This window comes from Granulosicoccus sp. 3-233, assembly GCF_052681095.1.
This window is the reverse complement of record NZ_JBQYLE010000002.1, coordinates 378,761-401,977: the sequence shown is the minus strand read 5'-3', so window position 1 is coordinate 401,977 and position 23,217 is coordinate 378,761. Positions and strand designations below refer to the sequence as shown.

General features: G+C 58.0%; 19 protein-coding genes. 7 read left to right on the top strand and 12 right to left on the bottom strand.

Annotated features, from left to right (window positions below; genetic code table 11):
* Positions 1-767: 767 nt before the first annotated feature.
* Positions 768-3,353 (top strand): hypothetical protein, encoded by a 2,586-nt coding sequence (locus tag ACUNV4_RS06680; protein ID WP_430877728.1) that lies wholly within the window; start codon positions 768-770, stop codon positions 3,351-3,353.
* A 161-nt stretch (positions 3,354-3,514) separates the two neighbouring features.
* Here the strand turns inward: ACUNV4_RS06680 and ACUNV4_RS06675 are convergent, their stop codons facing one another.
* A complete protein-coding gene (locus ACUNV4_RS06675) occupies positions 3,515-4,897 on the bottom strand; it encodes an aminotransferase family protein (protein ID WP_430877727.1) in 1,383 nt (460 codons plus the stop codon).
* A 215-nt stretch (positions 4,898-5,112) separates the two neighbouring features.
* Between ACUNV4_RS06675 and ACUNV4_RS06670 the strand changes: the two genes are divergently transcribed.
* Positions 5,113-6,099 (top strand): SMP-30/gluconolactonase/LRE family protein, encoded by a 987-nt coding sequence (locus tag ACUNV4_RS06670; protein ID WP_430877726.1) that lies wholly within the window; start codon positions 5,113-5,115, stop codon positions 6,097-6,099.
* 4 nt (positions 6,100-6,103) lie between these two features.
* On the opposite strand, the gene ACUNV4_RS06665 is transcribed toward ACUNV4_RS06670, so the two are convergent.
* Positions 6,104-6,745: a response regulator gene (locus ACUNV4_RS06665; protein WP_430877725.1), complete on the bottom strand. Its 642-nt coding sequence runs from the start codon at positions 6,743-6,745 to the stop codon at positions 6,104-6,106.
* 161 nt (positions 6,746-6,906) lie between these two features.
* On the opposite strand from ACUNV4_RS06665, the gene ttcA reads away from it, so the two are divergent.
* Positions 6,907-7,731, top strand: coding sequence for a tRNA 2-thiocytidine(32) synthetase TtcA (gene ttcA / locus ACUNV4_RS06660; protein ID WP_430877724.1), 825 nt, complete (start codon positions 6,907-6,909; stop codon positions 7,729-7,731).
* Here the strand turns inward: ttcA and ACUNV4_RS06655 are convergent.
* Together ACUNV4_RS06655 and ACUNV4_RS06650 are read right to left on the bottom strand one after the other, a co-directional pair.
* The gene (locus ACUNV4_RS06655; RefSeq protein ID WP_430877723.1) at positions 7,697-8,434 is read right to left on the bottom strand and encodes an SDR family NAD(P)-dependent oxidoreductase; all 738 of its coding nucleotides are present in this window, start codon (positions 8,432-8,434) and stop codon (positions 7,697-7,699) included. The genes ttcA and ACUNV4_RS06655 overlap by 35 nt on opposite strands.
* Before the next feature lie 43 nt (positions 8,435-8,477).
* Positions 8,478-9,146 carry an invasion associated locus B family protein gene (locus ACUNV4_RS06650; protein WP_430877722.1) on the bottom strand — a complete coding sequence of 223 codons (669 nt, stop codon included), beginning with the start codon at positions 9,144-9,146 and terminating at the stop codon, positions 8,478-8,480.
* A gap of 197 nt (positions 9,147-9,343) precedes the next feature.
* Between ACUNV4_RS06650 and ACUNV4_RS06645 the strand changes: the two genes are divergently transcribed.
* Entirely contained in the window at positions 9,344-10,297 is a 954-nt protein-coding gene (locus ACUNV4_RS06645; RefSeq protein ID WP_430877721.1) for an aldose epimerase family protein, read from the top strand.
* A 77-nt stretch (positions 10,298-10,374) separates the two neighbouring features.
* On the opposite strand, the gene ACUNV4_RS06640 is transcribed toward ACUNV4_RS06645, so the two are convergent.
* Positions 10,375-11,334, bottom strand: a complete 960-nt coding sequence (locus ACUNV4_RS06640) for a PDZ domain-containing protein (RefSeq protein ID WP_430877720.1) — start codon at positions 11,332-11,334, stop codon at positions 10,375-10,377.
* A 101-nt stretch (positions 11,335-11,435) separates the two neighbouring features.
* Here ACUNV4_RS06640 and ACUNV4_RS06635 point away from each other — a divergent pair, with 101 nt between their 5' ends.
* A complete protein-coding gene (locus ACUNV4_RS06635) occupies positions 11,436-12,239 on the top strand; it encodes a glycerophosphodiester phosphodiesterase (protein ID WP_430877719.1) in 804 nt (267 codons plus the stop codon).
* A gap of 77 nt (positions 12,240-12,316) precedes the next feature.
* On the opposite strand, the gene ACUNV4_RS06630 is transcribed toward ACUNV4_RS06635, so the two are convergent.
* The 3 genes from ACUNV4_RS06630 to ACUNV4_RS06620 form a co-directional block, all read right to left on the bottom strand.
* A complete protein-coding gene (locus ACUNV4_RS06630; RefSeq protein WP_430877718.1) occupies positions 12,317-14,251 on the bottom strand; it encodes a M48 family metalloprotease in 1,935 nt (644 codons plus the stop codon).
* 40 nt (positions 14,252-14,291) lie between these two features.
* Positions 14,292-14,876 carry a LemA family protein gene (locus ACUNV4_RS06625; RefSeq protein WP_430877717.1) on the bottom strand — a complete coding sequence of 195 codons (585 nt, stop codon included), beginning with the start codon at positions 14,874-14,876 and terminating at the stop codon, positions 14,292-14,294.
* A 67-nt stretch (positions 14,877-14,943) separates the two neighbouring features.
* On the bottom strand, positions 14,944-15,432 hold the full coding sequence (locus tag ACUNV4_RS06620; RefSeq protein WP_430877716.1) for a HugZ family pyridoxamine 5'-phosphate oxidase: 489 nt from the start codon (positions 15,430-15,432) through the stop codon (positions 14,944-14,946).
* 59 nt (positions 15,433-15,491) lie between these two features.
* On the opposite strand from ACUNV4_RS06620, the gene ACUNV4_RS06615 reads away from it, so the two are divergent.
* Complete coding sequence (locus ACUNV4_RS06615; protein WP_430877715.1) at positions 15,492-15,911, top strand: GNAT family acetyltransferase; 420 nt, start codon at positions 15,492-15,494, stop codon at positions 15,909-15,911.
* Positions 15,912-15,980: 69 nt separating this feature from the next.
* Here ACUNV4_RS06615 and ACUNV4_RS06610 read toward each other — a convergent pair whose 3' ends face one another.
* Complete coding sequence (locus ACUNV4_RS06610; protein ID WP_430877714.1) at positions 15,981-17,237, bottom strand: UbiH/UbiF/VisC/COQ6 family ubiquinone biosynthesis hydroxylase; 1,257 nt, start codon at positions 17,235-17,237, stop codon at positions 15,981-15,983.
* 206 nt (positions 17,238-17,443) lie between these two features.
* Positions 17,444-20,308: a trypsin-like peptidase domain-containing protein gene (locus ACUNV4_RS06605; protein ID WP_430877713.1), complete on the bottom strand. Its 2,865-nt coding sequence runs from the start codon at positions 20,306-20,308 to the stop codon at positions 17,444-17,446.
* 145 nt (positions 20,309-20,453) lie between these two features.
* On the opposite strand from ACUNV4_RS06605, the gene argA reads away from it, so the two are divergent.
* On the top strand, positions 20,454-21,803 hold the full coding sequence (gene argA / locus ACUNV4_RS06600) for an amino-acid N-acetyltransferase (RefSeq protein ID WP_430877712.1): 1,350 nt from the start codon (positions 20,454-20,456) through the stop codon (positions 21,801-21,803).
* A 112-nt stretch (positions 21,804-21,915) separates the two neighbouring features.
* Here the strand turns inward: argA and ACUNV4_RS06595 are convergent, their stop codons facing one another.
* Positions 21,916-22,500 (bottom strand): LON peptidase substrate-binding domain-containing protein, encoded by a 585-nt coding sequence (locus ACUNV4_RS06595; RefSeq protein WP_430877711.1) that lies wholly within the window; start codon positions 22,498-22,500, stop codon positions 21,916-21,918.
* 45 nt (positions 22,501-22,545) lie between these two features.
* Positions 22,546-23,199 carry a flavin prenyltransferase UbiX gene (locus ACUNV4_RS06590; RefSeq protein WP_430878294.1) on the bottom strand — a complete coding sequence of 218 codons (654 nt, stop codon included), beginning with the start codon at positions 23,197-23,199 and terminating at the stop codon, positions 22,546-22,548.
* Positions 23,200-23,217 lie beyond the last annotated feature (18 nt).

Sequence of the window (23,217 nt, the reverse complement as noted above, 5' to 3'; positions counted from 1 at the left end):
TAGCAGTGAGCTCATGTCCTTGCCGGATTCCGCTTCTCTACCTCGATAGACTGCGCACATGACCACAACATCAAGCTCCTGAGCTGCCATGCCGTCATCGCTCCGTTCGCACCAGGATCAGCCAGGATGGCAGCCATCGACACAGCCAGTGAGCTATTCGCTAGAATGCTGCGCCATCAAACAGGAAATTGAATCCTCCTGCATGCCCTGTGTCGGGATGACACACGAAACCGGCATTGAGGCTTTGTTCCACTTGAACCGCCTGTGGTGCTGATGTGGAAAAACGAGTCGAAACCGAGTTTTCAATGTGAAAGTTTATGTACATCGAACCAAACGACCTCGAACATGGTTAGATAGTACAAACCAACGTTATTTCATAGGCCTGATCGGCACAGGCCGAACAGGGCACAATGCGTCAGCGTAGTGCCGGTAAAACCAAGCGGATTGCCATGACTAACAAGAATGAATCGAATTCGTCTCCGAAGTCAGGAGCACACAAGTCGTCCGAAGTAGGTAATACAGTGACGGAAAACTCTGTCACTGCAACTAACACCACTCAGGCTGTCGGCAATTTTGGCGGCTCTGGTGGTAACTCTGGTAACAATGGAGGTCAGTCCCCAATGTGGAAAAAAGTAGTCCCGATTGCAGCTGTATTGATCATAGGCTGGATCGGGTTAAATCTTTTCGGCGGCAAGGACGCTGAAGAACCGGTAGCTGATGTAGCAGAAACAGCTCCAGCCGAAGTTTCCGAGGCCACAGATGTTGCTGTGGATTCTGTTGCCGAGGCGACCGATTCCGCCAGTGATACGGCTACCGCTGCGGCGGATGACGTTGAAACTGCGGCCGAATCCGCAACTGATACTGCCAGCGATGCAGTTGATAGCACCGCAGAGGCCGTGAATGACGCGGCATCGTCTACCGAAGAAGCCGCCAGCGATGCGGTTGATGCGGTAGCGGAGACCGCGAGTGACGCAGCGGCTGCTACTGATGAGGCGCTCAGTGATGCCTCGGATTCAGCGTCGGAACTCGCGTCTGATGCCAGCGAAACAGCTGCCGATGCTACAGACGCGGCCGGCGATGCCTTGAGCGACGCCACCGACGCCGTCACCGAGACTGCTTCCGCGGCTGCGGCCGCCGTTGCCGGTGCAGCTGCCACAGCGACTGATGCTGTCGCAGATGTGGCCTCGGATGCCGTCGATGCGGTGACCGATGCGTCCGAAGAGACCGCTGCCGATGCAAGCGAAATGGCTGATGAAGTCGCTGATGCAGCAGCCGATGCTACAGACGCGGCCGCTGAAACTGCCGAAGAAGCCGGTGATGCAGTAGCTGACTCTGCTGATGAAGCCACTGATGCAGCAGCTGATGCCACTGACGCAGCAGCCGAGACTGCTGAAGAAGCAACCGATGCGGTAGCTGAAACTGCTGACGAAGCCACTGACGCTGCGGCTGACGCCGCTGCCGAGACTGCCGAAGAAGCAACCGACGAGGTAGCTGAAACTGCTGACGAAGCCACTGACGCTGCAGCTGATGCGACTGACGCCGCTGCCGAGACTGCCGAAGAAGCAACCGACGCGGTAGCCGAAACCGCTGACGAAGCCACTGACGAAGCCACTGACGCTGATGCTACAGATGCAGCTGCCGAAACTGCCGAAGAAGCAACCGACGCAGTAGCTGAAACTGCTGACGAAGCGACTGACGCGGTAGCAGACTCTGCTGAGGAAGCCACTGATACTGCAGCTGATGCCACTGACGCCGCTGCCGAGACTGCCGAAGAAGCAACCGACGCAGTAGCTGAAACTGCTGACGAAGCGACTGACGCGGTAGCAGACTCTGCTGAGGAAGCCACTGATACTGCAGCTGATGCCACTGACGCCGCTGCCGAGACTGCCGAAGAAGCAACCGACGCAGTAGCTGAAACCGCTGATGAAGCTACAGACGCCGCAGCTGATGCGACTGACGCCGCTGCCGAGACTGCTGAAGAAGCAACCGACGCGGTAGCTGAAACTGCTGACGAAGCCACTGACACCGCAGCCGATGCTACGGATGCAGCAGCCGAGACTGCTGAAGAAGCAACCGACGCGGTAGCTGAAACCGCTGACGAAGCCACTGACGCCGCAGTTGATGCGACCGACGCTGCTGCCGACTCTGCTGATGAAGCCACTGATGCTGTAGCTGAAACTGCTGACGAAGCCACTGACGCGGTAGCCGACTCAGCTGAAGCAGCAACTGACGCGGTAGCTGAAACTGCTGACGAAGCCACTGATGCAGTAGCCGACTCAGCTGAAGAAGCAACTGACGCGGTAGCTGAAACTGCTGATGAAGCCACTGACGCTGCAGCTGATGCGACTGACGCCGCTGCCGAGACTGCCGATGAAGCAACTGATTCCGTTGCCGACTCTGCTGAAGAAGCAACTGACGAGGTAGCTGAAACTGCTGATGAAGCCACTGACGCTGCAGCTGATGCGACTGACGCCGCTGCCGAGACTGCCGATGAAGCAACTGACACCGCTGCCGAGACTGCTGAAGAAGCAACCGACGCGGTAGCTGAAAACGTTGACGAAGCCACTGACGCTGCAGCCGATGCAACTGACGCCGCTGCCGAGACTGCTGGAGAAGCAACCGACGCGGTAGCTGAAACCGCTGACGAAGCCACTGACGCCGCAGTTGATGCGACCGACGCCGCTGCCGACTCTGCTGACGAAGCCACTGACGCCGCAGTTGATGCGACCGACGCCGCTGCCGACTCTGCTGACGAAGCCACTGATGCAGTAGCCGACTCAGCTGAAGAAGCAACTGACGCGGTAGCTGAAACTGCTGACGAAGCAACTGACGCTGCAGCTGATGCGACTGACGCCGCTGCCGAGACTGCTGAAGAAGCAACCGACGCAGTAGCTGAAACTGCTGAGGAAGCGACTGATGCCGCTGCCGAAGCCACCGACGCAGCTGCCGAGACTGCCGAAGAGGCAACTGATGCAGTAGCTGAAACAGCCGACGAAGCTCCGGCCGCGATGACAACTGCCGAGCGTGGCTCGTTCAGCCTGGCCGGAATCAGTCGGAAACTGGGCGGCGTTATCGGAACGGCAACGACCGTACTTGGCAACGTGGAAGACGAAGAGTCAGCGCAGAAAGCTCTGCCACGTCTCGAGAGTGCCAGTGCGACTCTGACGGAAGTGGCAGAAACCTATGCCAACGTTCCTGAAGCGGCAAAGGTGCCACTGGGCAAGGTCATCTCCAGGGGTCTGGCACGCCTGAAGCCGATGGCCGACACTACCTTGACCAAGGAAGGCGTGGGCTCGGTACTGACCCCGGTCATTGCTCCCATGCTCGACACGCTGCAAGGCATGATCGACTGAGCAAGTCGTGATACAACGGTTGCCGACTGACTGTTCGGCAACCGTAGACCAGAAAAAGGCGCCCTTGAGGCGCCTTTTTTCATGGAGCCATCCGCGACTCCCTGATCGGTCTGCCCGGTCTCACCTGACAGACTCGGTTCGGCAAGAGTGCCACTACATGATTACAGAACGGCGTGGCGTCCCATGGCATTGTCAATGGCCGTGATGATCTGATCGATATCGGCTTCATTGCAGATCAATGCCGGACTCAGACAGATCGTGTTGTTGAACCCTGTCAGACTACGATTGGTACGCCCGATCACGACTCCTTGCTCCATACAATCCGCAGCGATAGCCATCAGCATCTGCTCTTCCACCGGCTCCTTTGTCTGTCTGTCCTTCACCAGCTCCATGCCGCAGAACAACCCCTTGCCTCGAACATCACCGACCACCTTGTACTTGTTCTGTAGACCACGCATTTTCTCCATGAGGTATTCCCCCATGCGAGTCGTGTTCTCCAGCAGGTTTTCATCCTCGATGATTCGCATGGTTTCCAGAGCTGCCGCGGGACCTGCCGCGCAACCACCAAACGTACTGATGTCACGAAAATAGTCCATCGTGTCATCACTGTCCTTGAACTGATTGAAGACCTCTTCCGTGGTTACCGTGCAGGCGATGGCAGCATAACCACTGGCAACGCCCTTGGCCATGGTGACGATATCCGGCTTGATGCCGTAATGCTGGTAACCGAACCACTTGCCCGTCCGACCCAGACCGCAGACCACCTCATCGATGTGCAGCAATATGCCGTACCGAGTGCAGATCTCCTGCACGGTTTCCCAATAGCCTTCGGGCGGTGTAATCACCCCGCCCCCTGCCGTCACTGGCTCCAGCACAATGGAACCCACCGTATCCGGATCTTCCTTCTGGATGATCGCCTCGATTTCACGTGCGATTCGGACACCGTACTCCGACTCATCCGGAAACTGGCTTCGATACTCGCAACAGTGAGGCACCTCGACGAAACCGGGAGTGAACGGACCATACTGATCCTTGCGTTCATTCTGTCCACACGATGACAGTGCCGTGATGGATGTGCCATGGTAATCACGGTCGCGGTAGAGAATCTTGTGTTTCTTGCCATCATGCTTCATGGCAGAAATCTGGCGTACCATCTTGTAGCCTTTTTCATTCGCTTCCGTACCTGAATTGGAAAAGTACACCCGGCTCATGCCCGGCATTTTCGAAATCAGACGCTCGGCATACTGGATGGCTGGCAGATTGCCCGCGGAGCCAGCGAAGTAGCACATCTCGACCAACTGGTCTCGCACTGCATTGGCGATACTCTCTCGCCCATAACCGAGGTTGACTGTCCATACCGCGCCCGATACCGCATCGAGATGCTCCTTGCCATGCTGATCCCAGATACGCATGCCATCGCCCTTGACGATGATCATGGGATCCTTTGTCTCCAGCGGCTTGTGCTGAGTAAGGTGGTGCCAGACATGGGCCCGGTCCATTTCGACCAGATCTTTCATATTGACGTTTTCAGTCGGTTTGTTCATGGATATGACTCCTGCAATTGCCCTGGCAACGCTTGCGTGCCATCTGGCGAATGTACTCATGAAAGCGGCAACCCCAACCGAGGCTGTCCGATCGAACGTGGCACCCGTCGGTGTCGACTCCTCGGAGTGAGTGATTTAATGGCAAACTATGGAACAGCTGTTCCCTTGCAAACAGAACCAGCAAAAAGACTAACGTGATACCAGATAATCTTCCATTGGGCCAGCCTGACGGCTGGATTGGTCAACAACTCAATCGGCCGGAGTGTGTTCTGGCACATGAGTCCGGGTTGCTGTTGGTGCCCAACTGGTCGGAAAATGGCGGCATCAGCTTGATCGACCGGACCGGCACGCGTCACGTTTCATCTCGCCACCCTTTTCCGCTTCGTCCGAATGGCATTGCACTTGAAAGCGGGGGTACTGTCCTGCTGGCTCACATGGGTGACACGGAGGGCGGCATCTATCGCCTGCACGCCGACGGCGACGTCGATCCCGTTGTCATGACGGTGGCGGGAGATCCCATGCCTCCCACCAATTTCGTGGTCAAGGACCATCACGATCGCATCTGGATCACCGTCAGCACACGGTTGACGCCTCGGGCCGCAGACTATCGCGCTTCGGCCAATACCGGCTTCATCGCGATGGCAGAACCCGGAGAGAGTAATGCTCGTATTGTCGCGGATGGACTTGGCTATACCAACGAATGCGTGATTGATGAAGTCAGAGGGCAGGTATGGGTGAACGAAACCTTTGGCAGAAGGCTGACCAGATTCAAGCTGCACGATACCGGACAGCTCAGGCTCGATGGCGCAGAAGTGGTGTGTCAGTTCGATGCAGCCACCTACCCCGATGGCCTGGCGCTTGATGAAGACGGTCACGTCTGGATAACCAGCATTGTCAGCAACCGGATCATCCGCGTTTCCCCGACAGGGACAATTCAGCTCATGTTCGAGGACGCCGAAGAAGCACACCTTGCCTGGACAGAGGCAGCCTACCGCAATGATTCACTGGGCAGAGAACATCTCGACAATGCTGGCGGTGAGGTGATGAGAAACCTGTCGAATCTGGCCTTTGGCGGACCCGACAGACAGCGCATGTATGTCGGCAACCTTCTGGGAGATTCACTGCCGTGGTTCGACACCGAATTCACAGGCGTCGCCATGCCTCACTGGAGCGTCAACCTGGGAAGTCTGGCAGCCGACTGACAGGCTATTCCAGCGGTACTCCGGCTCTGGCGGCGAAATACACCGCTTCGGTGCGGTTGCGTGCGCCCAGGGTTCGAAAGATTGCCGACAGATGAGCCTTGACCGTGTTCTGTGAAATATCCATGTTGTTCGAGATCGTCTTGTTCGGCTTGCCCTGCAGCAGATAGGTCAGCACTTCCCGCTGACGATCTGACAGCGATGCCAGCAACGCCACGTCGCTACGTTCACCGTGCTGATTGACATGCAGGCCGTTGATCATGGCATCCCGAGGCAGGTACACACCACCCGATACGATCAACCGGATGGCATTGAGCAGCTCATCATGGGTCGTCGACTTCGTGATGAAGCCCATGGCACCATTATCGATGCAGCGATGGATGACGCTGGGATCCTGTTCACCCGAGAGCACCACAATGGTCGTATCGGGAGCCTCCTTGCGAAGCACAAGCAGGGAATCGACTCCGACTGCATCGCTGAGTTTCAGATCCAGCAGAACCAGATCGATGTCGGAGTGCTCGGCAAGCAGTTCTCGGGCGCGATGCAGATCTTCGGATTCGACCACCACCGGCGTTGGTGAGAGGCTTTGCAGCAAATGCACCATTCCGCTCCGAAAGAGCGTGTGGTCATCCACAATCAGGATCTTCATTTCATGCGCACCTCGCCGTCACGACAACGATATCGCCGGCCGATTACCTAGAAAAAGTCAAGTGTGTCTCCATTACGGTCGCGTTGTCAAACCAGACTATGTCAGGTCGCCGAACTGCTCTACAATGGCAGGCTGCCCCACTGATCACAAGATTGACCGCATTGTCCAGACAGCCTCCATTGACCAAACGCCTGCAACGCCAATGCGCCCGGGCAGTCACAGACTTCAACCTCATCGAGGCCGAAGATCGCATCATGGTGTGCCTCTCGGGCGGCAAGGACAGCTATGCCATGCTGGACCTGCTGCGACATCTGCAACGGGTTGCGCCCGTCGACTTTTCCCTGATTGCCGTCAACCTGGATCAGAAGCAGCCCGGCTTTCCCCAGCACGTATTGCCCGATTACCTGACGTCTCTGGGGGTGGAGTATCGCATCATCGAGGAAGACACCTACAGCATCGTCAAGGACAAGATCCCTGAAGGCAAGACGACCTGCGGACTATGCTCTCGGCTGCGTCGCGGAATACTCTACCGTGTGGCTGACGAGCTGGGTGCCACCAAGATCGCACTGGGCCACCATGCTGATGATCTACTGGAAACCCTGTTGCTGAACCTGTTTCACGGTGGGGCGATAAAGACCATGCCTCCCAAACTGCATGCGGACAATGGCAACAACATCGTCATCAGACCACTGGCCTACTGTCGCGAAAAGGATCTCGAGGCATTCAGCGCGATACAGCAATACCCCATCATCCCGTGCAATCTGTGTGGATCGCAACCGAACCTGCAGCGCCAGAACATGAAGCAGCTTCTGTCAGCCTGGGAGGCCGAAAACCCGGAACGAATCGCCTCCATGCTGACAGCACTGGGCAACGTGACCCCGTCACATCTGCTGGACAGAACGCTGTACGACTTTGACGGCAACGAGCGCGTATCGAGCTATCCCTTGCTCACTACCACGGAATTTCCTCTCCGTCGTATGCAATGAAGCGGCCGCTTGGCCGATCATGCAGACACTCGATCTGCTCGATCAGCAAGCGGGCTGTCTTCGCAGGTGAAAACAGTTTTCCTGCGGGCACATTGCGCTGAAAAGGCATGGACAGAGCCGTGTCGGTCGTGCCCGGGTGCAAGGCCGCAACACGCACATTACTGGCCGAGCGTGCCCATTCGATAGCCAGACACTTCAATGACATGTTCAGCGCAGCCTTGGAGCTGCGATAGCTGTACCAGCCGCCCAAAGCGTTATCCTCGATGCTGCCAACTCGCGCAGAAATACTCGCGAATACCGCCGCCGGTGACTGGCGCAAGGCTGGCAGCGCATGCTTGCCCAGCAAGAGTGTCGGCAACGTATTGACCTGCATGCTGCGCAGGAAGTGTTGCGGATCGAGCTGGCCAATGGACTTCTCGGGCCTGGCATTGTCATCGTGCAGCAATCCCACACAATTGATCAGCCAATCGACAGAACCCAGGCCCTTCACCCAGGACTCGACTGCCGATTCATCGGTCGCGTCAAACAGTGTCCAGCGTAGCCTGCCGGTATTCTTCTCGTCTGCCGCGGCAATACCGGCGCTGTCGGGAACACGGCGGCGAGCACTGGCATGGATCAGCGCGATATCATCACGGGCGAGCAACTGCTCGATCAGGGCGGCACCGATGCCGCCACTGCCTCCCATGATGGCCACCGACTTCATGGCCATAGCCAGCCGGCAGCGCAGCCCTGGCGCTTGCGCTGCACTACTTCAGACTGCCGAAGGCCTTGGTGAAACCCGTCAGGGAGATCGTTGCAATGACTTCGCCCTGATTGATCGCGATCACGGAAACCTGTGCCTGACTGCCACGCTTGAGTCTGGCCACCAGATCTCCGTCAATGGGCTCACGCACCAGACAACCCTGCTCCGTGCAGACCTGAAAGGGCGCAGATTCCTGCCGGCCGTCATCGATCTTCAGTGACAATCCCTCAGGCAGAACCACACCCAGAGGTGTGATGACGTCCAGTACGGCAATCGCCGTTCTTTCACCCACTTCCAGAGGTTCATCCAGCTGTCGGATCACCATTTCGAGTACGGGTGTACCCTCGCTGTCGTTACCGATCTGTACCATGGCGCACTGATTGCCCTCGGCATTGCAGGCAACATCCCAGTCACCGTGTCGTACCGCATTTCCGCTGATATTGGGCGTGTCCGCCGAACGATTGGGCTGAGGCGGTGGAGCTTCCCGTTCCACAGGTGGTGCGGCACCGAGATCCAGTTTTTCCGAAGACTCATCCGGTGCCCCCAACTTGAGCCCGCCTGACTGCGCCCAGGCGGAACTGACGGACATGGTGAGGGTCAGCGCTGCTGCCATCAGCAGTGTGGCCAATCGTTCAATCACATTGATTCCCTGTAGATTCGTTGAAAGATGCATTGATCAATCCGACAAGTGTAGGTATCGAAAGGTCCAGTCGCAAGATGTAACAACATGACAAGCCGGACTGACGCCCATGTGCTGTGCTCGCTGCAGAAAAGTGCTGCGCGCGGCCACTCACATCGTTGGCAGGATCATGCCCACACCGTAAACTACCTGCATTCAGCTCCGCGTTCCCACGCGCGGCAACAGAACCCATGGAAAAGCTCCCCGACATGATACGTATCGAATCCGACCATTGGCGCCTGTGGTGTAATCCTGACAGGGGCGTCGAGTGGCTGGCAGCCGAAGTGCAACGACAGCAGCAATGGCAGGCTGTTGTGCCGGACTGTCGTGAGACGGTTCCTGCCGAATCACTGGTGAATGGCCTGCCTGCCGGCCAGGCACTCGATGCGCCGCTGCCGGCGGCCAGCTTTCACATGCTGCCCTACAGCAATCGCATTCGGGACGGACGATTCCAGTTCGAGCAGGAAACGATACAACTGGCACATGGCGATGTACACGCCATTCACGGAGCACTGCGCAAACTGCCGTGGCGTGTGCTGTCAAGCGATGCCAGCTCCTTGCGATGTGCCATCAGCTCAACGGACCACGATGGGCTGAACTGGCCCTGGGCCTTCGATGCCGAAATCACCCACAGAATCGAGGGCGACACCCTGTCCAGCACCCTGGTGATGAGCAATCGTGACACTCGCAACATGCCTGCTGGATTTGGCTGGCACCCGTATTTCGTGCGACAGGTAGCCGGCGCACAACCGATACTGACCCTGCCGGTGGAGACAGTGTTCCCGGATGAAAACGGGGACTGCCTGCCAGATGGCCCTGCCGTGCCCTTGCCTGTCGAGCTGGATTTCAGGCAAGCACGTGCGCTGGACCCTGACCAGCGAATCGACTGCTGCATGGCCGGATTGAATGGCAACTGCGTCATCGACTGGCAGGAGGCAGGCATCCGATTGCACATGACGGCCGACGAGATCTGCCGATATCTGATCCTGTACAACCCCGACATGCCACACTTTGCCGTCGAACCGGTCACCAATGCCAATGATGCATTCAATCTGTCACACCAGGGAATCGATTCGGGCATGCAGGTACTCAGCCCCGGAGAGTCACTCGAAGCCACCATGTCATTGAGACTCGAGACGAGCTGAACACAGTCGTGACCGTGGATGCCGATGCCTGACGCGTCCTGCCTGCGGTTCCTTTGCCGAGACAGGAGAGCCCGCTGTCAGGGTTGCTGACGTGTCGGACGCAGTGTGACACCCAGCGGACCACGCAGCATGTCGGTAGTCAGCGTCTGGCCATCTCGTTCGAAGACCAGTTGAACACTCTCACTGCGTGAGCCCGAGCGGGTGGCCTGTTGCAGATCTCTCACTGCAAAGGTTCGTTCTCCGGAGTAGCTGATGATCAGATCGCCCGCCTGCAAACCCGCCTGCGCAGCGGCAGAACCTGAAATGACGGAATCGATGGCGATTCGATTCGCATCACCGGTCTCGTACAGGTATTGATCATAGAGACTGTCACCCAGCTCCTCTCGCAAGTCCGGCCGGCTTTGCTGAAGATCATCGAGACTGTCTCTCAATCGATCGCTGCCATCCCAGCCTTCGCGCGCAGCCTGGTCCAACAGCTCCAGCCTCGACAGCTGATATTGATCATTGCGGCGCTGCAGGTCTCTGGCGCTCTGCTCGTCAAGACCTGCCGCCAGCAGGTCCTCGAATTGCCTCTCGGAGGGATCATTGCGAAAACCGGCCTGCGACGCGCTATCCTCCGTCGGCATGACAGCCGCATCGGCATGCACGACACCGCCGCTCACATCCTCGAAAGATACGCCCTGTTCACTCAGGCTCGTGACACGCTCTTCCAGTTCCAGCAATTGCCGATTGAGTCTCACCACCGTTGCCGACAACTGCGCTCGCTCTTCCACCGCGGTTTGCAGCGCTTCCCGCAGTTCGGCAACCGTAGCGACATCTGCCGATGGAGCCGGAACAGACAAGCCAGGGTCAGGCGGTGACCGACCGGAGTCGGTTACCGAGCCGCCCGCCAGATCCGCCTTGCCAGAATCAGCCGGTGGCATGTCCCGCAGGCTCGGGCCATGCGTTAACATGAGTATCACAATGCAGCTCAAGGCGCCTGCAACGAGCGATATCACCACATTGGGCAGCAGATTTCCTGCTTGTTGCTCTTTCATGTCAAGTGCGGCTCCCCACAGTAGTACCGGAACCGCCGGCAAGCCGGCCAGCCCTTATCGTGACAGATTCAGATTCCACCAGTCATGAGTGATCAATTGCAATGAACGATGGTCAACTACCCGATACCACTCTGTCAATAGATGTCTACGCCCATCGTGGGAGCACGGTGCTTGCACCGGAGAACACGATGAGGGCTTTCGAACTTGCCCTGGGCCTGGGCGCTGATGTGCTGGAAATCGATGTTCGCCTGAGTCGTGATGCCCAGGTCATCGTCACCCATGACGCACGGGTGGATCGGACCTGCAACCACAGTGGCGCCGTGGCTGACATGACACTCGGACAGCTGAAACGACTGGATGCGGCCTATCACTTCTGTGATCTGCAGGGTCGAGCCCATCGAGGTCAGGGTGTCGGCCTGATCACGCTCGATGAGTTGTTCGAACGCTTTCCCGGTACCCGCATCAATATCGACATCAAGGACAATGCCCCACAGGCGGCTCAGGCAGTTGCCAACAGTATCGACAGGGCCAGCGCACGGGACCGGGTCAATGTCGGCAGCTTTCACGCACCGGCTCTCCGGCATTTCCGAAGGCAGGCTCCCGAGGTGAGCACCGCAGCCAGCCAGCAGGAGGTTGCACAGTTGTATTTCTTCGGAAAAAGGCGGGCTCATCCACTGGCCTACCAGTATCTGCAGATTCCAACCAGCTACTACGGCATACCACTTGCTGCTCCCGGTTTCATGCAGCGAGCACGCCAACGCAACATCAACCTCGTTTACTGGACCATCAATGACACCGCAACCATGGCACACCTGGTGGAGCGAGGTGCGCATGGCATTGTCACCGACCGGGTTGATCTGGCCTGCAGCCTTCTGGGAAAATCGAAGCTGGACAATCCGACCTGAAACCCAGCTGCAAGGCAGTCACGGTGCCTTGCTGGCTGGACAGACCTCCGCGGGTGCGCGCTGAACAGGCGATCGAATCAGGCCGCTTCCTGATCCTCGCATCCCAGGCTGGCCGCAAACAGATCCAGCAATGCCCGTTCGGCCCTTGCCACATAGCCGTCATGCTGCACGATCTCCAGACAATGCTGCACGAAAGCCTGTCGAATGGGCTTGGGTTGCACGTACAGTGTCTGAAACGCCGCTTCGAGTTCCTTGATGATACCGCCTTCACGAGCGGTCCGACGCGGATAGCGTGTTTGCGTATAGCATTTGAGCACGCGCTCGAATTCTGCATCGAGTACTGACGGTGGCGCACCGGATGTCTCCACCATCAGCGACAACAACAAGGCAAATTCGCTGCCCATGGCGTCGAACGACTTGACACGTCGCGCATCGGCCAATGGCGCGTGTTGGCCGGCGATGTTCTCCAGTACCGGAAAGTCCACGTCCAGCCTGCGCCTGATCAACTGCAGTGTGGCGTAATTCATCAGCGTGCATTCACCGGTATCGTTCAGCACCTTTTCCAGTTTCAGCAGGATTCGCTGACGATTTTTCCGCATGATGCTGCGTCCGAGAACGCTTGTTGCATGCTCGACGAGTCCCAACTGATCGTTTCGCAGCTCATCGGGAATCAACTCTGCCACGGCTTTCACCCGCATCCTGAACTTCTCGTTGAAGGCTTTGGCCAGTGCATCGAAGTAGATCTGTCGCCTGACTGGATCCGTGTGCGCGAACAGCGCGAACAGGGCTGCCAGACAACTGCTTTCATCCGGCAGCAACAGCAGTATGCGATCGGATAGTGCACCATGGCCGACATCACGGGCGATGACTTTCCTGCCTGTCGAGGACCTGTCAGACGATCCCTTGCCGACGGTACTGCCAATGCTTGAGCCAACGATATGTGCCACCGCACCGAAGGAGCCCACAACGGCCTGCGAACCGTCTGGCGCGCCGGAATTCTGCCCTTCCGCCAGCGTCTTCGACTTGCGCCGCTTCACATCGAAGTGCGGCTCGATGGCATCGATACGCAGCTGGATATCGGGATGACTGGAAAACAGTCGCTTGTACCAGGGGGGCTTGCGACCTGACTGGAAACACAGATGCGCCAATTCCTGCGCATGCAGTCCATGCAACAACGGTTCATCGTCATGTTGTCGAATGATATCCAGCGCCGATGCCATGGCAAGCGGATTACGGGTGAACTGTACGGCACTGGCATCGGCCAGATATTCTCGTTGCCTCGAGAACGCTGAGCGGAGCAATTGTCCGGCAAGGACTCCGACACAGCCCAGACCTCGCAGGATGTACCCCACAATGACCCCCGGGTGAAACGAGATTGGCTCATCCCGTGAGACGGAGGCGTCACCGATCAGTAGTCGGCCCACCTCATCGATCGCCATCAGTCCACCCAGGGCGATGAGCAGGCGCATGTTCAACGGCAGGTCACCATTGGCGATATGACCGAACTCATGCGCAATCACGGCTTGCAGTTCTGCTCGATCAAACGCATCCAGTGCACCCTGTGTCATGACCAGTACATGCCGTCCCTCTTCCGCACCGAAAACCATGGCGTTGATGCTGCTCTCGGTGCGCAGTACGAAAACATCGGGCTGAGGAGTACTTGAGGCGATGGCGATTTCCGCCACCACGTTCAGGAGGCGTTGCTCATGGTGAAATCGCGATCTGTCCGATGCCCTGACCGCCCCGAAACGTCGCGCCAGAACGGCACCGCCACCCCGTACATCGAGAAAACGAAAGAAGCCACCGGCCAGCATGGTGAGCCACACGAGCGCAATCAATCCCAACGCCGGCCGCGAGGGCTGCAACAGGCTGCTGTCCTCGCCCAGCAGCATGGACAAGCCGACGACCACGACATGTATCAGGCCACCCATCAACAACAGCGCCAGCACGAAGCAGGCGAGCAGAATGAGCGACTGCCGCCGCCTGGCGGACTGCTGATCCAGAAAGTTCATGACACCCCTTGCTCAGGTCCGTACGATACGACTGGACCGATCAGGCAAATGACACCTTGACGGCCTGCTGCATGGCAGGTTCTGCTATCTCGAACAGATCGGCCTCCTTGAAGGAAAATGCGGCAGCCACAAGCACAGCCGGAAATTGTTCGCGCGCGGTGTTGTATTGCATGACAGCATCACTATAGGCCTGCCTGGCAAAGGCCACGCGATTCTCGGTGGATGTCAGCTCTTCCTGCAGAGCGAGCATCTGCGTGTCAGCCTTGAGCTCCGGATAGTTTTCCATTACCAGGTTCAACCGCCCCATGGCATTGCTGAGCCTGCCTTCTGCAGCTGCCAGAGCTCCCACCAGCCCCGCATCGGCAGGATCGGCAGACGCCGCCTCACAAGTCCTCGAGGCGGTGTTGCGGGCCTCGGTAACAGCAGTCAACGTATCGCTTTCGTGTTTCAGATAAGCCCTGGCTGTCTCCACCAGGTTCGGAATCAGTTCATAGCGGCGTTGCAATTGCACATCGATCTGCGAGAATCCGTTGAGAAATCGGTTTTTCAGCGTAACCAGGCGGTTGTAGAAGTAGATGGCTGCAACAATGACGATGACCGCAATGGCCAGACTGAGCGTACTCATTATCTGAAAGATCTCCGGTATCCCTGCTGGAGATATCGGCAATGCCCATCACGTCTTTATCAAATCCTCAGGCGGAGCGTGCCAGTTCGAACTGATCGAGATTTTCGCCGCTCAATCGATAGGCCTTGCCAAACCCTACCACCAGTTGGCCACGCTGTGGTATCAGCCGGAACAGCACGAAATCGGGAAGCTGCCGCAGCAGACCGACCATCTTGCCATGGCGCTGTTCATACCTGTCCAGCAGAATATCGTAGTCTTCCGAATCTCTGGGCACGACTTCCGCCAGACACTGATAGCTGACACGGCTGCGTGCAAAGATCTGCGAGGAACTGGATTCATCACTGATGATCATGACCGATACCCGTGGATCGGCCAGCAGATCGCGCGTGTGCAAAGCCAGCTGACTGACAAACACGATGAGTTGATGATTCTCCATCAGAAAGGGTGTATAGCCCATATGGGGTTCGCCATCTTCACCCACGGTGGCCAGCTGTACGCTCTGCATGCTGGCCTGCAGTTCGGCCAGCGCATCGGCCGCAATCTGTTCGTCGCTCATGATTGATATTCCGCGTCGGTCAGGTGAAATGGATCCGAATCTATGATAAACCACTGCCCATGAACATACGATCTTTCGAATCTCGCGATACCGACGCCGTCATTGCCCTGTGGCAGGCTTGCGATCTTACCCGCCCATGGAACAATCCTGCTCTGGACATCCAGCGCAAATGCGCTGTCGGGGATGATCTCTTTCTGGTCTGCGAGGAGGATGGGCAGATCACGGGCTCTGTCATGGCTGGCTACGAAGGCCACCGAGGCTGGATCAATTATCTCGCCGTAGCGCCAGGCCTCCGCAACAGCGGCCTGGGGCGGCGGCTCATGGAGGAAGTGGAGCGCCGCTTGCTGGCACTGGGCTGTCCGAAGATCAACCTGCAGGTTCGCCAGGGCAACGATGCGGTGATCGCGTTCTACGAAGCCATCGGCTTCAGTGACGATCACTGTACCAGCCTGGGCAAACGACTGATTCCGGACAACTGAGAGCTGGCCGGAGAAATCGATTGACCCGATTGCCGCTGCCGTTTACCGCTGGCCGGGGGTTGCCCCCGTTCAACGCAGCTGGCGTGCCAGAGCCGGCAGGTCGCCGGCGGTTCCCATCGCGTAGCGCATGACCAGAGACTTCAATGGCCCGGCACGATCGGCCATGTTCAGGGCGGCTGAACGCAGACTGCGAACTCCACCGGGCTGTGGCTTGAACGCATGGTAAAAGCCATCGAGAATGGAAATCATCATTGCATTCTCGCCTCGTCGCCAGCGTTCATAACGACGCAAGCGGCGCCGTTGTCCGGCATCCCGCGTACCGGCGCCACCATCGAGAATGACTTCTGCCAGGGCGGCTGCGTCGAGCATGCCCAGATTGACACCCTGGCCGGCAAGCGGATGTACCGTATGAGCCGCATCGCCGACCAGCGCCACACGCTCAGCGACATACTGTCGAGCATGGGCCTTCACGATCGGAAAACTGCCACGTTCCAGCACGCCTCGGATGCCGCCCAGTTCGGCAGGAAAGCTCGCCTGCAGGGCCTCGATGAACGCCTCATCGCTCAGCGCCTTGAGTTGCCTGACATGCTCCTCATCGTGGTACCAGACCAGTGATGCGCGATGACCACACAAGGGCAGCATGGCCTCCGGTCCTGTGGGCTGAAATCGCTGCCAGGTGATGTCCTGCTGCCCCAGTTCGGTGTCGACGGTTGCCACAAGGGCATGATGCGGATAGCTGGAATGCTCGAGTTCGATACCCGCCAGCTCACGGACCGTAGAGCGAGCCCCATCAGCGCCAACCAGCAAACGTGCCGTCACCGTGGAGCGCCCGTCGCTCAATTCACAGATTACCCTGTCCTTGCCCTGTCGATACCCGACAAGGCTGGCCGGACAGAGATAGTCGACCGTCCGTGCTGCCTTGATGGTATCCAGCAAGGCCAGCTGCAGCACCCGGTTTTCCACGATATGCCCCAGCTCCGGTGCACCGATATCATCAGCCCGGAAATGTGTACTGCCATCCGCCTCACCGTCCCAGACCTTCATCTGCCTGAAAGGACAGGCACGCCTGTCGAGAATGCCTTGCCAGGCTCCCACATTGTTCAGCATGCGCTGCGTGGCGATACTCAGGGCAGAGACTCGAACATCATAGGGGGGTTGGGTACCGGGGACAAAAGGCTCTGGCTCCCGCTGCTCGAGAACCGCAATCTTCAACACGCCGTCCAAGGCAAGTGCTGCAGCCAACAGACTGCCGACCATGCCACCACCGACGATGATCACATCGTAGTCGACACTGGCGTCTGCTGAAGTATCTGAGTGCGCATTCATGCGGTGTGGTCTCGACGATCGGTGAACTTGCGAACTGACAGCATTCGCCCGTCTCGTCATGATACGGAATCCCGCGCAGTCCGGGCCAACGTATCGATGATCAACCCGAATTTTTCAACGACCGCGAGGCACAGTGCATCGATCCTCGGCAGGCAGCTGTCTGACAGTGCCTGTCCGGACAATCCGTACAGCCATCGACGGTCGGCTCAATGCGTGTATTCGATCCGCTTCCAGCCCTCTTCCAGACGTCGCACCTCGAAGGTCGGCCAGAAATGGTATTCCGGCTGCACGGTCACGATCTGCTTGCGACCACTCATGGTGATCACGGTCAGCCGTGTCACCTGATCCTGTTGTCGCTGCGTCACCTGCGCCAGCAGATCATCCAGATCTTCCACCGGTTCGCCATCAATGGCTACCACGAAGCGGTTACGGTACAGCCCATCCCACAAGGCTGGCGAACCGTCCTCGGTATCAGCGATATACACCCCGGGAAAGTCGACTGCCTTCTGGTAGGCGATGTCCGAGAAAGGATTCTCGAAGGTAGCACCGGCCCAGCTGACAATCCTGCGGGTACCCTGAGCATCCAGTTTCGACGGCCGCAATGCCACATCGACAAGCTGCCCTGCCCGCAGCACGGTCAGCACCATTTCTTCTTTCTGCGACAGGGTCTCTGCACTCAGCAGATCGGACACCAGCATCTGGTCGATCGCCAGGATGACATCACCCGAGGCCAGTTTCTCCTCGGCATCGGTGCCGGGAACCACCTGGTCGACATGCAATACGCGTCGTTTATCGGCAGGCAGGCGATTGAACCTCAGCAACCAGTCATCCGGAAGTCCATAGCGACGCGCCAGTGCAAGAGGTTTGTAGGACAGGCTGATATCCAGGGAATGGTAGGGCTCACTGGAGCGATACAGTCGCAGTGCTTCCAGAATGACCGCAGCGGGCATGCCCCATTCTCGCTGACGTATCTCGCGATCCTCTTCGTAGGCGAAGCTCATGTACACCGCATGCACGTCGCCCTTTTCATCCACCAGGGGACCGCCCAGTGACGGCGGTACATTCGGCACACCATAAACATCCATGGCCGCCTGCTGGAATCGTGGCAAGCCCGGTGGTCCGAAGCCGATGGTCAAGTGACTGGCATCATTCACTTCATGACGCCGGAACGTACCGTCTGCCCGGTAGCCGATCATCGTCAATTCAGATGGCAATGTGGTGTCGGCATCCACGAGTCGCAGCGCTTCGAAATCGGCAGTGGTCAGCTGGCTGGCATCGTACTGCAGCAATGCCACGTTGTGCCGAGGATGCAGGAACACGACCTTGCCGGGCATTTCCAGTGAACCGAAGAAGGTCAGATCCACATCTCCCAGTGCGACCGGTACGGTGTTCCTGTCGACGGCTACCAGACCTTCCACCTTGTCTATCACGATACCGACACCCTTGTAGTGTCGGGCATACACATTGTCCGATGAGTAAGGGATGGCAAAGTCGACCAGCACCATGGCCGGCGCCACCTTGCTCAACAATGCGTCGTCGTAGCGCGGCACATTGACCAGAGTCTCAGCGGCATCACTGTCAGGCTCTGGCAGGACAACCTTCTGGCAACCCCAGAATCGGGCATCGTCAACTCGGCGACAGACACGATTACCGAACCAGCGATCATCCACCTCGAACTGCGTCAGCACGGAATTGAACTCTCGACCCGGCACAATGAAACGCATGCTCCGTTTGGTGCTGCCGGCCGACGTTTGCAGTATGCCGATGAAATCATCGATATCGCGTACCGCCTTGCCATCGACTTCGGTGATCAGCGCACTCTGAGGCACATTGGCTGCCGAAAACACGAAACCGGGATGCATGACGACCACGCCCTCTTGCTGACGGTTCATGGCCCGTGCATGCTGAATGGACATATCCTGCAAGATCGAATCGCCCAACTCCAGAAACCTGTCAGGAGCCAGTGCGTTGAGATCGGCAACCCCGATATCGATAAGCACTTGAGTCCCCTGCCTGATCAACACCACCGGCAAGGTCTGACCAATGGCTGCATCCAGCGTCGCTTCAAGGGTAATGTAGTCCGTCATCAGCCGGTCTGCTATGGATACCAGGATGTCACCCGGCTGCAACACACCGTCAGCGACGCCTCCGGGAATCACCTGTCCGACGGTCATCATGCCGGTAATCCCCTCTTGACTCTCGCGCACCGTTGCCTCGGTCTGTGCATCCAGGCCCAGGCGGCGCAACTCCCTGAAGGGCTGGTGATCGAACAAGGTCTGGAAGCCCCCTCTGTCAATCGCTTCGTCAGCCTGCAGTTTCTGCAGTGCATGCAGGATCCGGGGCAGAGGCAGAAAGAAGCTGCTGGCCGTTCTGGTGTTGGCCGCCGCATTCAATGCAACCACGTCCCCATCGAAATCGATCACGGGAGAACCGGAACTCCCACCCGAGGTTCCTGATGCGGCCTGCAGATAAAAGGTATTGAAATCGTTGTAGCCATAACGCCCATACGTCGGGACTTCACGGTCGAGCCGGGCGATGGTACCGGGCAGGATGGACAGCTGCTCTCCACCATCGCTGCCGATGACACGGATGTTCATGCCGGTACTGACCTTGTCGGGACGCAGATTCAGGGACCGAGGCCGGGAATAGCGGAGGTCCTGCGGATCGTAGCGGATGAAGCCGAAGTCATGGATGGGATCGCGGTACAGGGGAACCGCATCCACCTGCTCCTGATTCTGGAAAGTGGCCGAGATGCGAATGGGACCGGAACCCACCACATGCCGGTTGGTCAGGATGATGCCTCGCTGGGCATCGACCACGAATCCGGTGGCGGTACTGCCGCCCTGCTCCGAGTCATCGAAATTGCGCAATTGAGACAGCTGCAGCGATACCACCGAATCGGCTGCCCGAGACACGGTTCTGGCCCAGCTGTCTTCCTCGGGGGCGGCGCTGGCCAGCATCGGCTGCCAACCGGCACAGAGCCCCAGCAGCATACCGACCAGCAGCCGTTGGTAGCCGAACAGGCGGCGATTCTGTCTACGGGCACTACAGGGACTCGGGCGATCTGACACTGCTTCTATCTCCAGTCGTGTACGCAATGCTGCGCAACAAGTGTTCCATAACGGCCACCGCGCAATGCACAGGCGGTTTACTATAGTGTGCAATACGCGAATTCGCATTCTGTTCGCATTCAGGCAACGGTTATTACTGTATTCAATGAGCAATCAGACCTACGGCACCGATGAGGCCATCAACTGGTTTCGGGCCGCTTCACCCTATATCAATGCTCACCGAGGCAAGACACTGGTACTGGCGCTGCCGGGCAGCACCCTGAAAAGCGATCTCCTGCCAACGCTGACTCACGATCTGACACTGTTGAGCCATATTGGTTTACGACTTGTGCTCTGTTTCGGTATTCGTGATCAGGTAGATCATGAGCTGGCACAGACCAGAACCCCCAGCCATATCGTGGATGGGCGCCGTGTCACCGATTCGCTTGCCCTGTCCACGATCATTGCGGCCACCGGCCTGGCACGCAATGACCTGGAAGCGCGCCTGTCCATGGGATTGCCGAACACGCCAATGGCCGGCGCCAGACTCGCCGTGACGTCGGGCAATTTCGTAACGGCTCAGCCCTTCGGAATTCATGAGGGTATCGACTTCCAGCACACCGGCTCGGTACGCGAAGTTCACCATCAAGCCATTCAGAGTCTGCTGGATGCCGGCCATCTGGTTCTCCTGCCGCCGCTGGGCTATTCGCTCACGGGTGAGGTGTTCAATGTCACGGTCACCGAGGTCGCAACCGCTGCCGCCATAGCCCTGAAAGCCGACAAACTGGCTTTCCTGGTCGATGCACTACCGCGCGACGAGGACGACTCCGTGCTGCGTCAGGCCAGTGCCAACCGGATCGAGAGACTTTATGGTGCTGCCGGTGAATTTCACATGGCCAAGGATGATGCCACACCCGATCTGAGCCTCGAACAGATTCTGCCCAATGCCGTAACAGCCTGCCGCAACGGTGTGGAGCGCGTACACCTGCTGCAGAATGATGATCCCAATGCGCTGTTGCGGGAACTGTTCACTCGTGATGGCAGTGGCACACTGATCACGGCCGAACGCTGGGAACACATCAGACCGGCCACCATCTCGGACGTCGGCGGAATCATCGAACTGATCACCCCACTGCAGGCCAGTGGCACGCTGGTGAGCCGTTCCCGAGAAGCGCTGGAACTGGATATCGATCGCTTCGTAGTCAGCGAACGCGATGGCACCATCGTCGCCTGTGCCGCACTGTACCTGGAAGATGATTCCTCCACGGCGGAGATTGCCTGCATTGCCACACACCCGGACTACCGGGGACAGGGCCGTGCCGATCAGTTGCTGACCCATCTGGAACAGGAGGCACGGCGACGTGCATTCCGCTACGCCAGAATTCTGAGCACGCATACCGGGCACTGGTTCATTGCGCGAGGCTACAGCGAAATGTCGCTCGACGATCTGCCCGCCAGTCGCCGTGCCAGCTACAACCAGGCGCGCAATTCCAAGATCTATCAAAAATCCCTGTAAGGCGCGCAGTATCGGAAACGATCGGCAACCCCTGTCAGTTGCGTCGGTGTGGTCTGACCTCACCGTAGGCACGTCCTTGCGTTACATACCGGGCAGCAAGCCTGTCTGATGATCAGGTCGGGCGTTCGGCAATTTCGATCTGCAGAGCTCTGAGGGCATTCAGCCGTTCGTGATTGCTTTCCATCTGCAGCAATTCGTACTTGGCCTCACTTGCCAGCGGCAACACTTCCAGCAACCGGTGACTGACCCAGTCGGCATCATCCAGCCTCATCTGCTCGAAGTGAATATCTGTTTCCAGATAGCTCAGAATCAGATCCAGCTTCTTGGCCAATAACTCGAATTCCGGCAACATGGGTGTGGGTGGCCGCGCAGCAAAGACTTCCACTTCACCGACCAGCAAGCCTGAATCCGCGGTGACATACGTCAGCAAGCGGAATTCCTCCTCTCCCTTGACGGTGATATGCAGCAGACCATCCGACCCCTGATCGAAATCGACAATGGATACCCGGGTGCCCAGAGGATAGGGTTCCGCCACCCCGCCGGCTTCTCTTCCGGACTTGATCAGACAGACGCCAAAACCGGAATCGTTGCGAAAGCAATCCTTGATCATGTCGATGTAACGTCGTTCGAACAGACGCAGCGGCATGAGCCCATCGGGCAGGACGATGCTGGACAGCGGAAACAGAGGTAGTTGCATAAGTGATGAACCAGTGCGAACTGTTCGGATTAGCGAATGGACACCTCAGCCTTCATCAATTCCCCAGCGTGGCATCAGGGTCTGTTTGACTCCGAGCTGGTCCATGATGCGAGCCACAACGAAATCTATCAGCTCGTCGACACTTTTCGGCAGATTGTAGAAAGCGGGATTGGGCGGCATGATCACCGCGCCCGCACGGGCAAGTCGCGACATGTTTTCCAGATGTATCAGGGAAAACGGCATTTCTCGAGGCATGACGATCAGCTGTCGGCCTTCCTTCAGCACGACATCCGCAGCCCGCTCCAGCAGATTGTTGCAGGTACCCGCGGCCACGGATGCCAGTGTCCCTGTGGTACACGGGCAGATGACCATCGCATCGGGAACCCCGGAGCCGCTGGCCACCGGCGCGGTCCATTCTTCCTGACCAAAGGCTTTCAGCTGCCCTTCTCGTGCCCCGAACATCTGCGAGAATTGTGACTGCACCTGTGCCGTTCGCGCGGGCACCGGTATCTCTGTATCCATGCCCATGACGATTCTTGCCGGCTTGGACATCAGAACATATACCTCGCAATTGGCCTGCACCAGGCATTCAATCAGCCGCAGGGCGTACTGAATGCCTGATGCCCCCGTCATCGCGACACAGATGGTCTTGTCGAAGGCGACGTCGGTTGCCGGTTCGGATACCTGCCCCGTATCGATATCGATGACGTTATCGGT

Bases quoted from the DNA above. Each gene is read 5' to 3' on its own strand.
- ACUNV4_RS06615 (WP_430877715.1), top strand. From the start codon at position 15,492: ATGAACATACGATCTTTCGAATCTCGCGATACCGACGCCGTCATTGCC.
- ACUNV4_RS06625 (WP_430877717.1), bottom strand. From the start codon at position 14,876: ATGAGTACGCTCAGTCTGGCCATTGCGGTCATCGTCATTGTTGCAGCC.
- ACUNV4_RS06610 (WP_430877714.1), bottom strand. From the start codon at position 17,237: ATGAATGCGCACTCAGATACTTCAGCAGACGCCAGTGTCGACTACGAT.
- ACUNV4_RS06655 (WP_430877723.1), bottom strand. From the start codon at position 8,434: ATGAAGTCGGTGGCCATCATGGGAGGCAGTGGCGGCATCGGTGCCGCC.
- ACUNV4_RS06640 (WP_430877720.1), bottom strand. From the start codon at position 11,334: ATGAAAGAGCAACAAGCAGGAAATCTGCTGCCCAATGTGGTGATATCG.
- ACUNV4_RS06630 (WP_430877718.1), bottom strand. From the start codon at position 14,251: ATGAACTTTCTGGATCAGCAGTCCGCCAGGCGGCGGCAGTCGCTCATT.
- argA (WP_430877712.1), top strand. From the start codon at position 20,454: ATGAGCAATCAGACCTACGGCACCGATGAGGCCATCAACTGGTTTCGG.
- ACUNV4_RS06665 (WP_430877725.1), bottom strand. From the start codon at position 6,745: ATGAAGATCCTGATTGTGGATGACCACACGCTCTTTCGGAGCGGAATG.
- ACUNV4_RS06635 (WP_430877719.1), top strand. From the start codon at position 11,436: ATGAACGATGGTCAACTACCCGATACCACTCTGTCAATAGATGTCTAC.
- ACUNV4_RS06650 (WP_430877722.1), bottom strand. From the start codon at position 9,146: ATGCATCTTTCAACGAATCTACAGGGAATCAATGTGATTGAACGATTG.
- ACUNV4_RS06675 (WP_430877727.1), bottom strand. From the start codon at position 4,897: ATGAACAAACCGACTGAAAACGTCAATATGAAAGATCTGGTCGAAATG.
- ACUNV4_RS06595 (WP_430877711.1), bottom strand. From the start codon at position 22,500: ATGCAACTACCTCTGTTTCCGCTGTCCAGCATCGTCCTGCCCGATGGG.
- ACUNV4_RS06620 (WP_430877716.1), bottom strand. From the start codon at position 15,432: ATGAGCGACGAACAGATTGCGGCCGATGCGCTGGCCGAACTGCAGGCC.
- ACUNV4_RS06645 (WP_430877721.1), top strand. From the start codon at position 9,344: ATGGAAAAGCTCCCCGACATGATACGTATCGAATCCGACCATTGGCGC.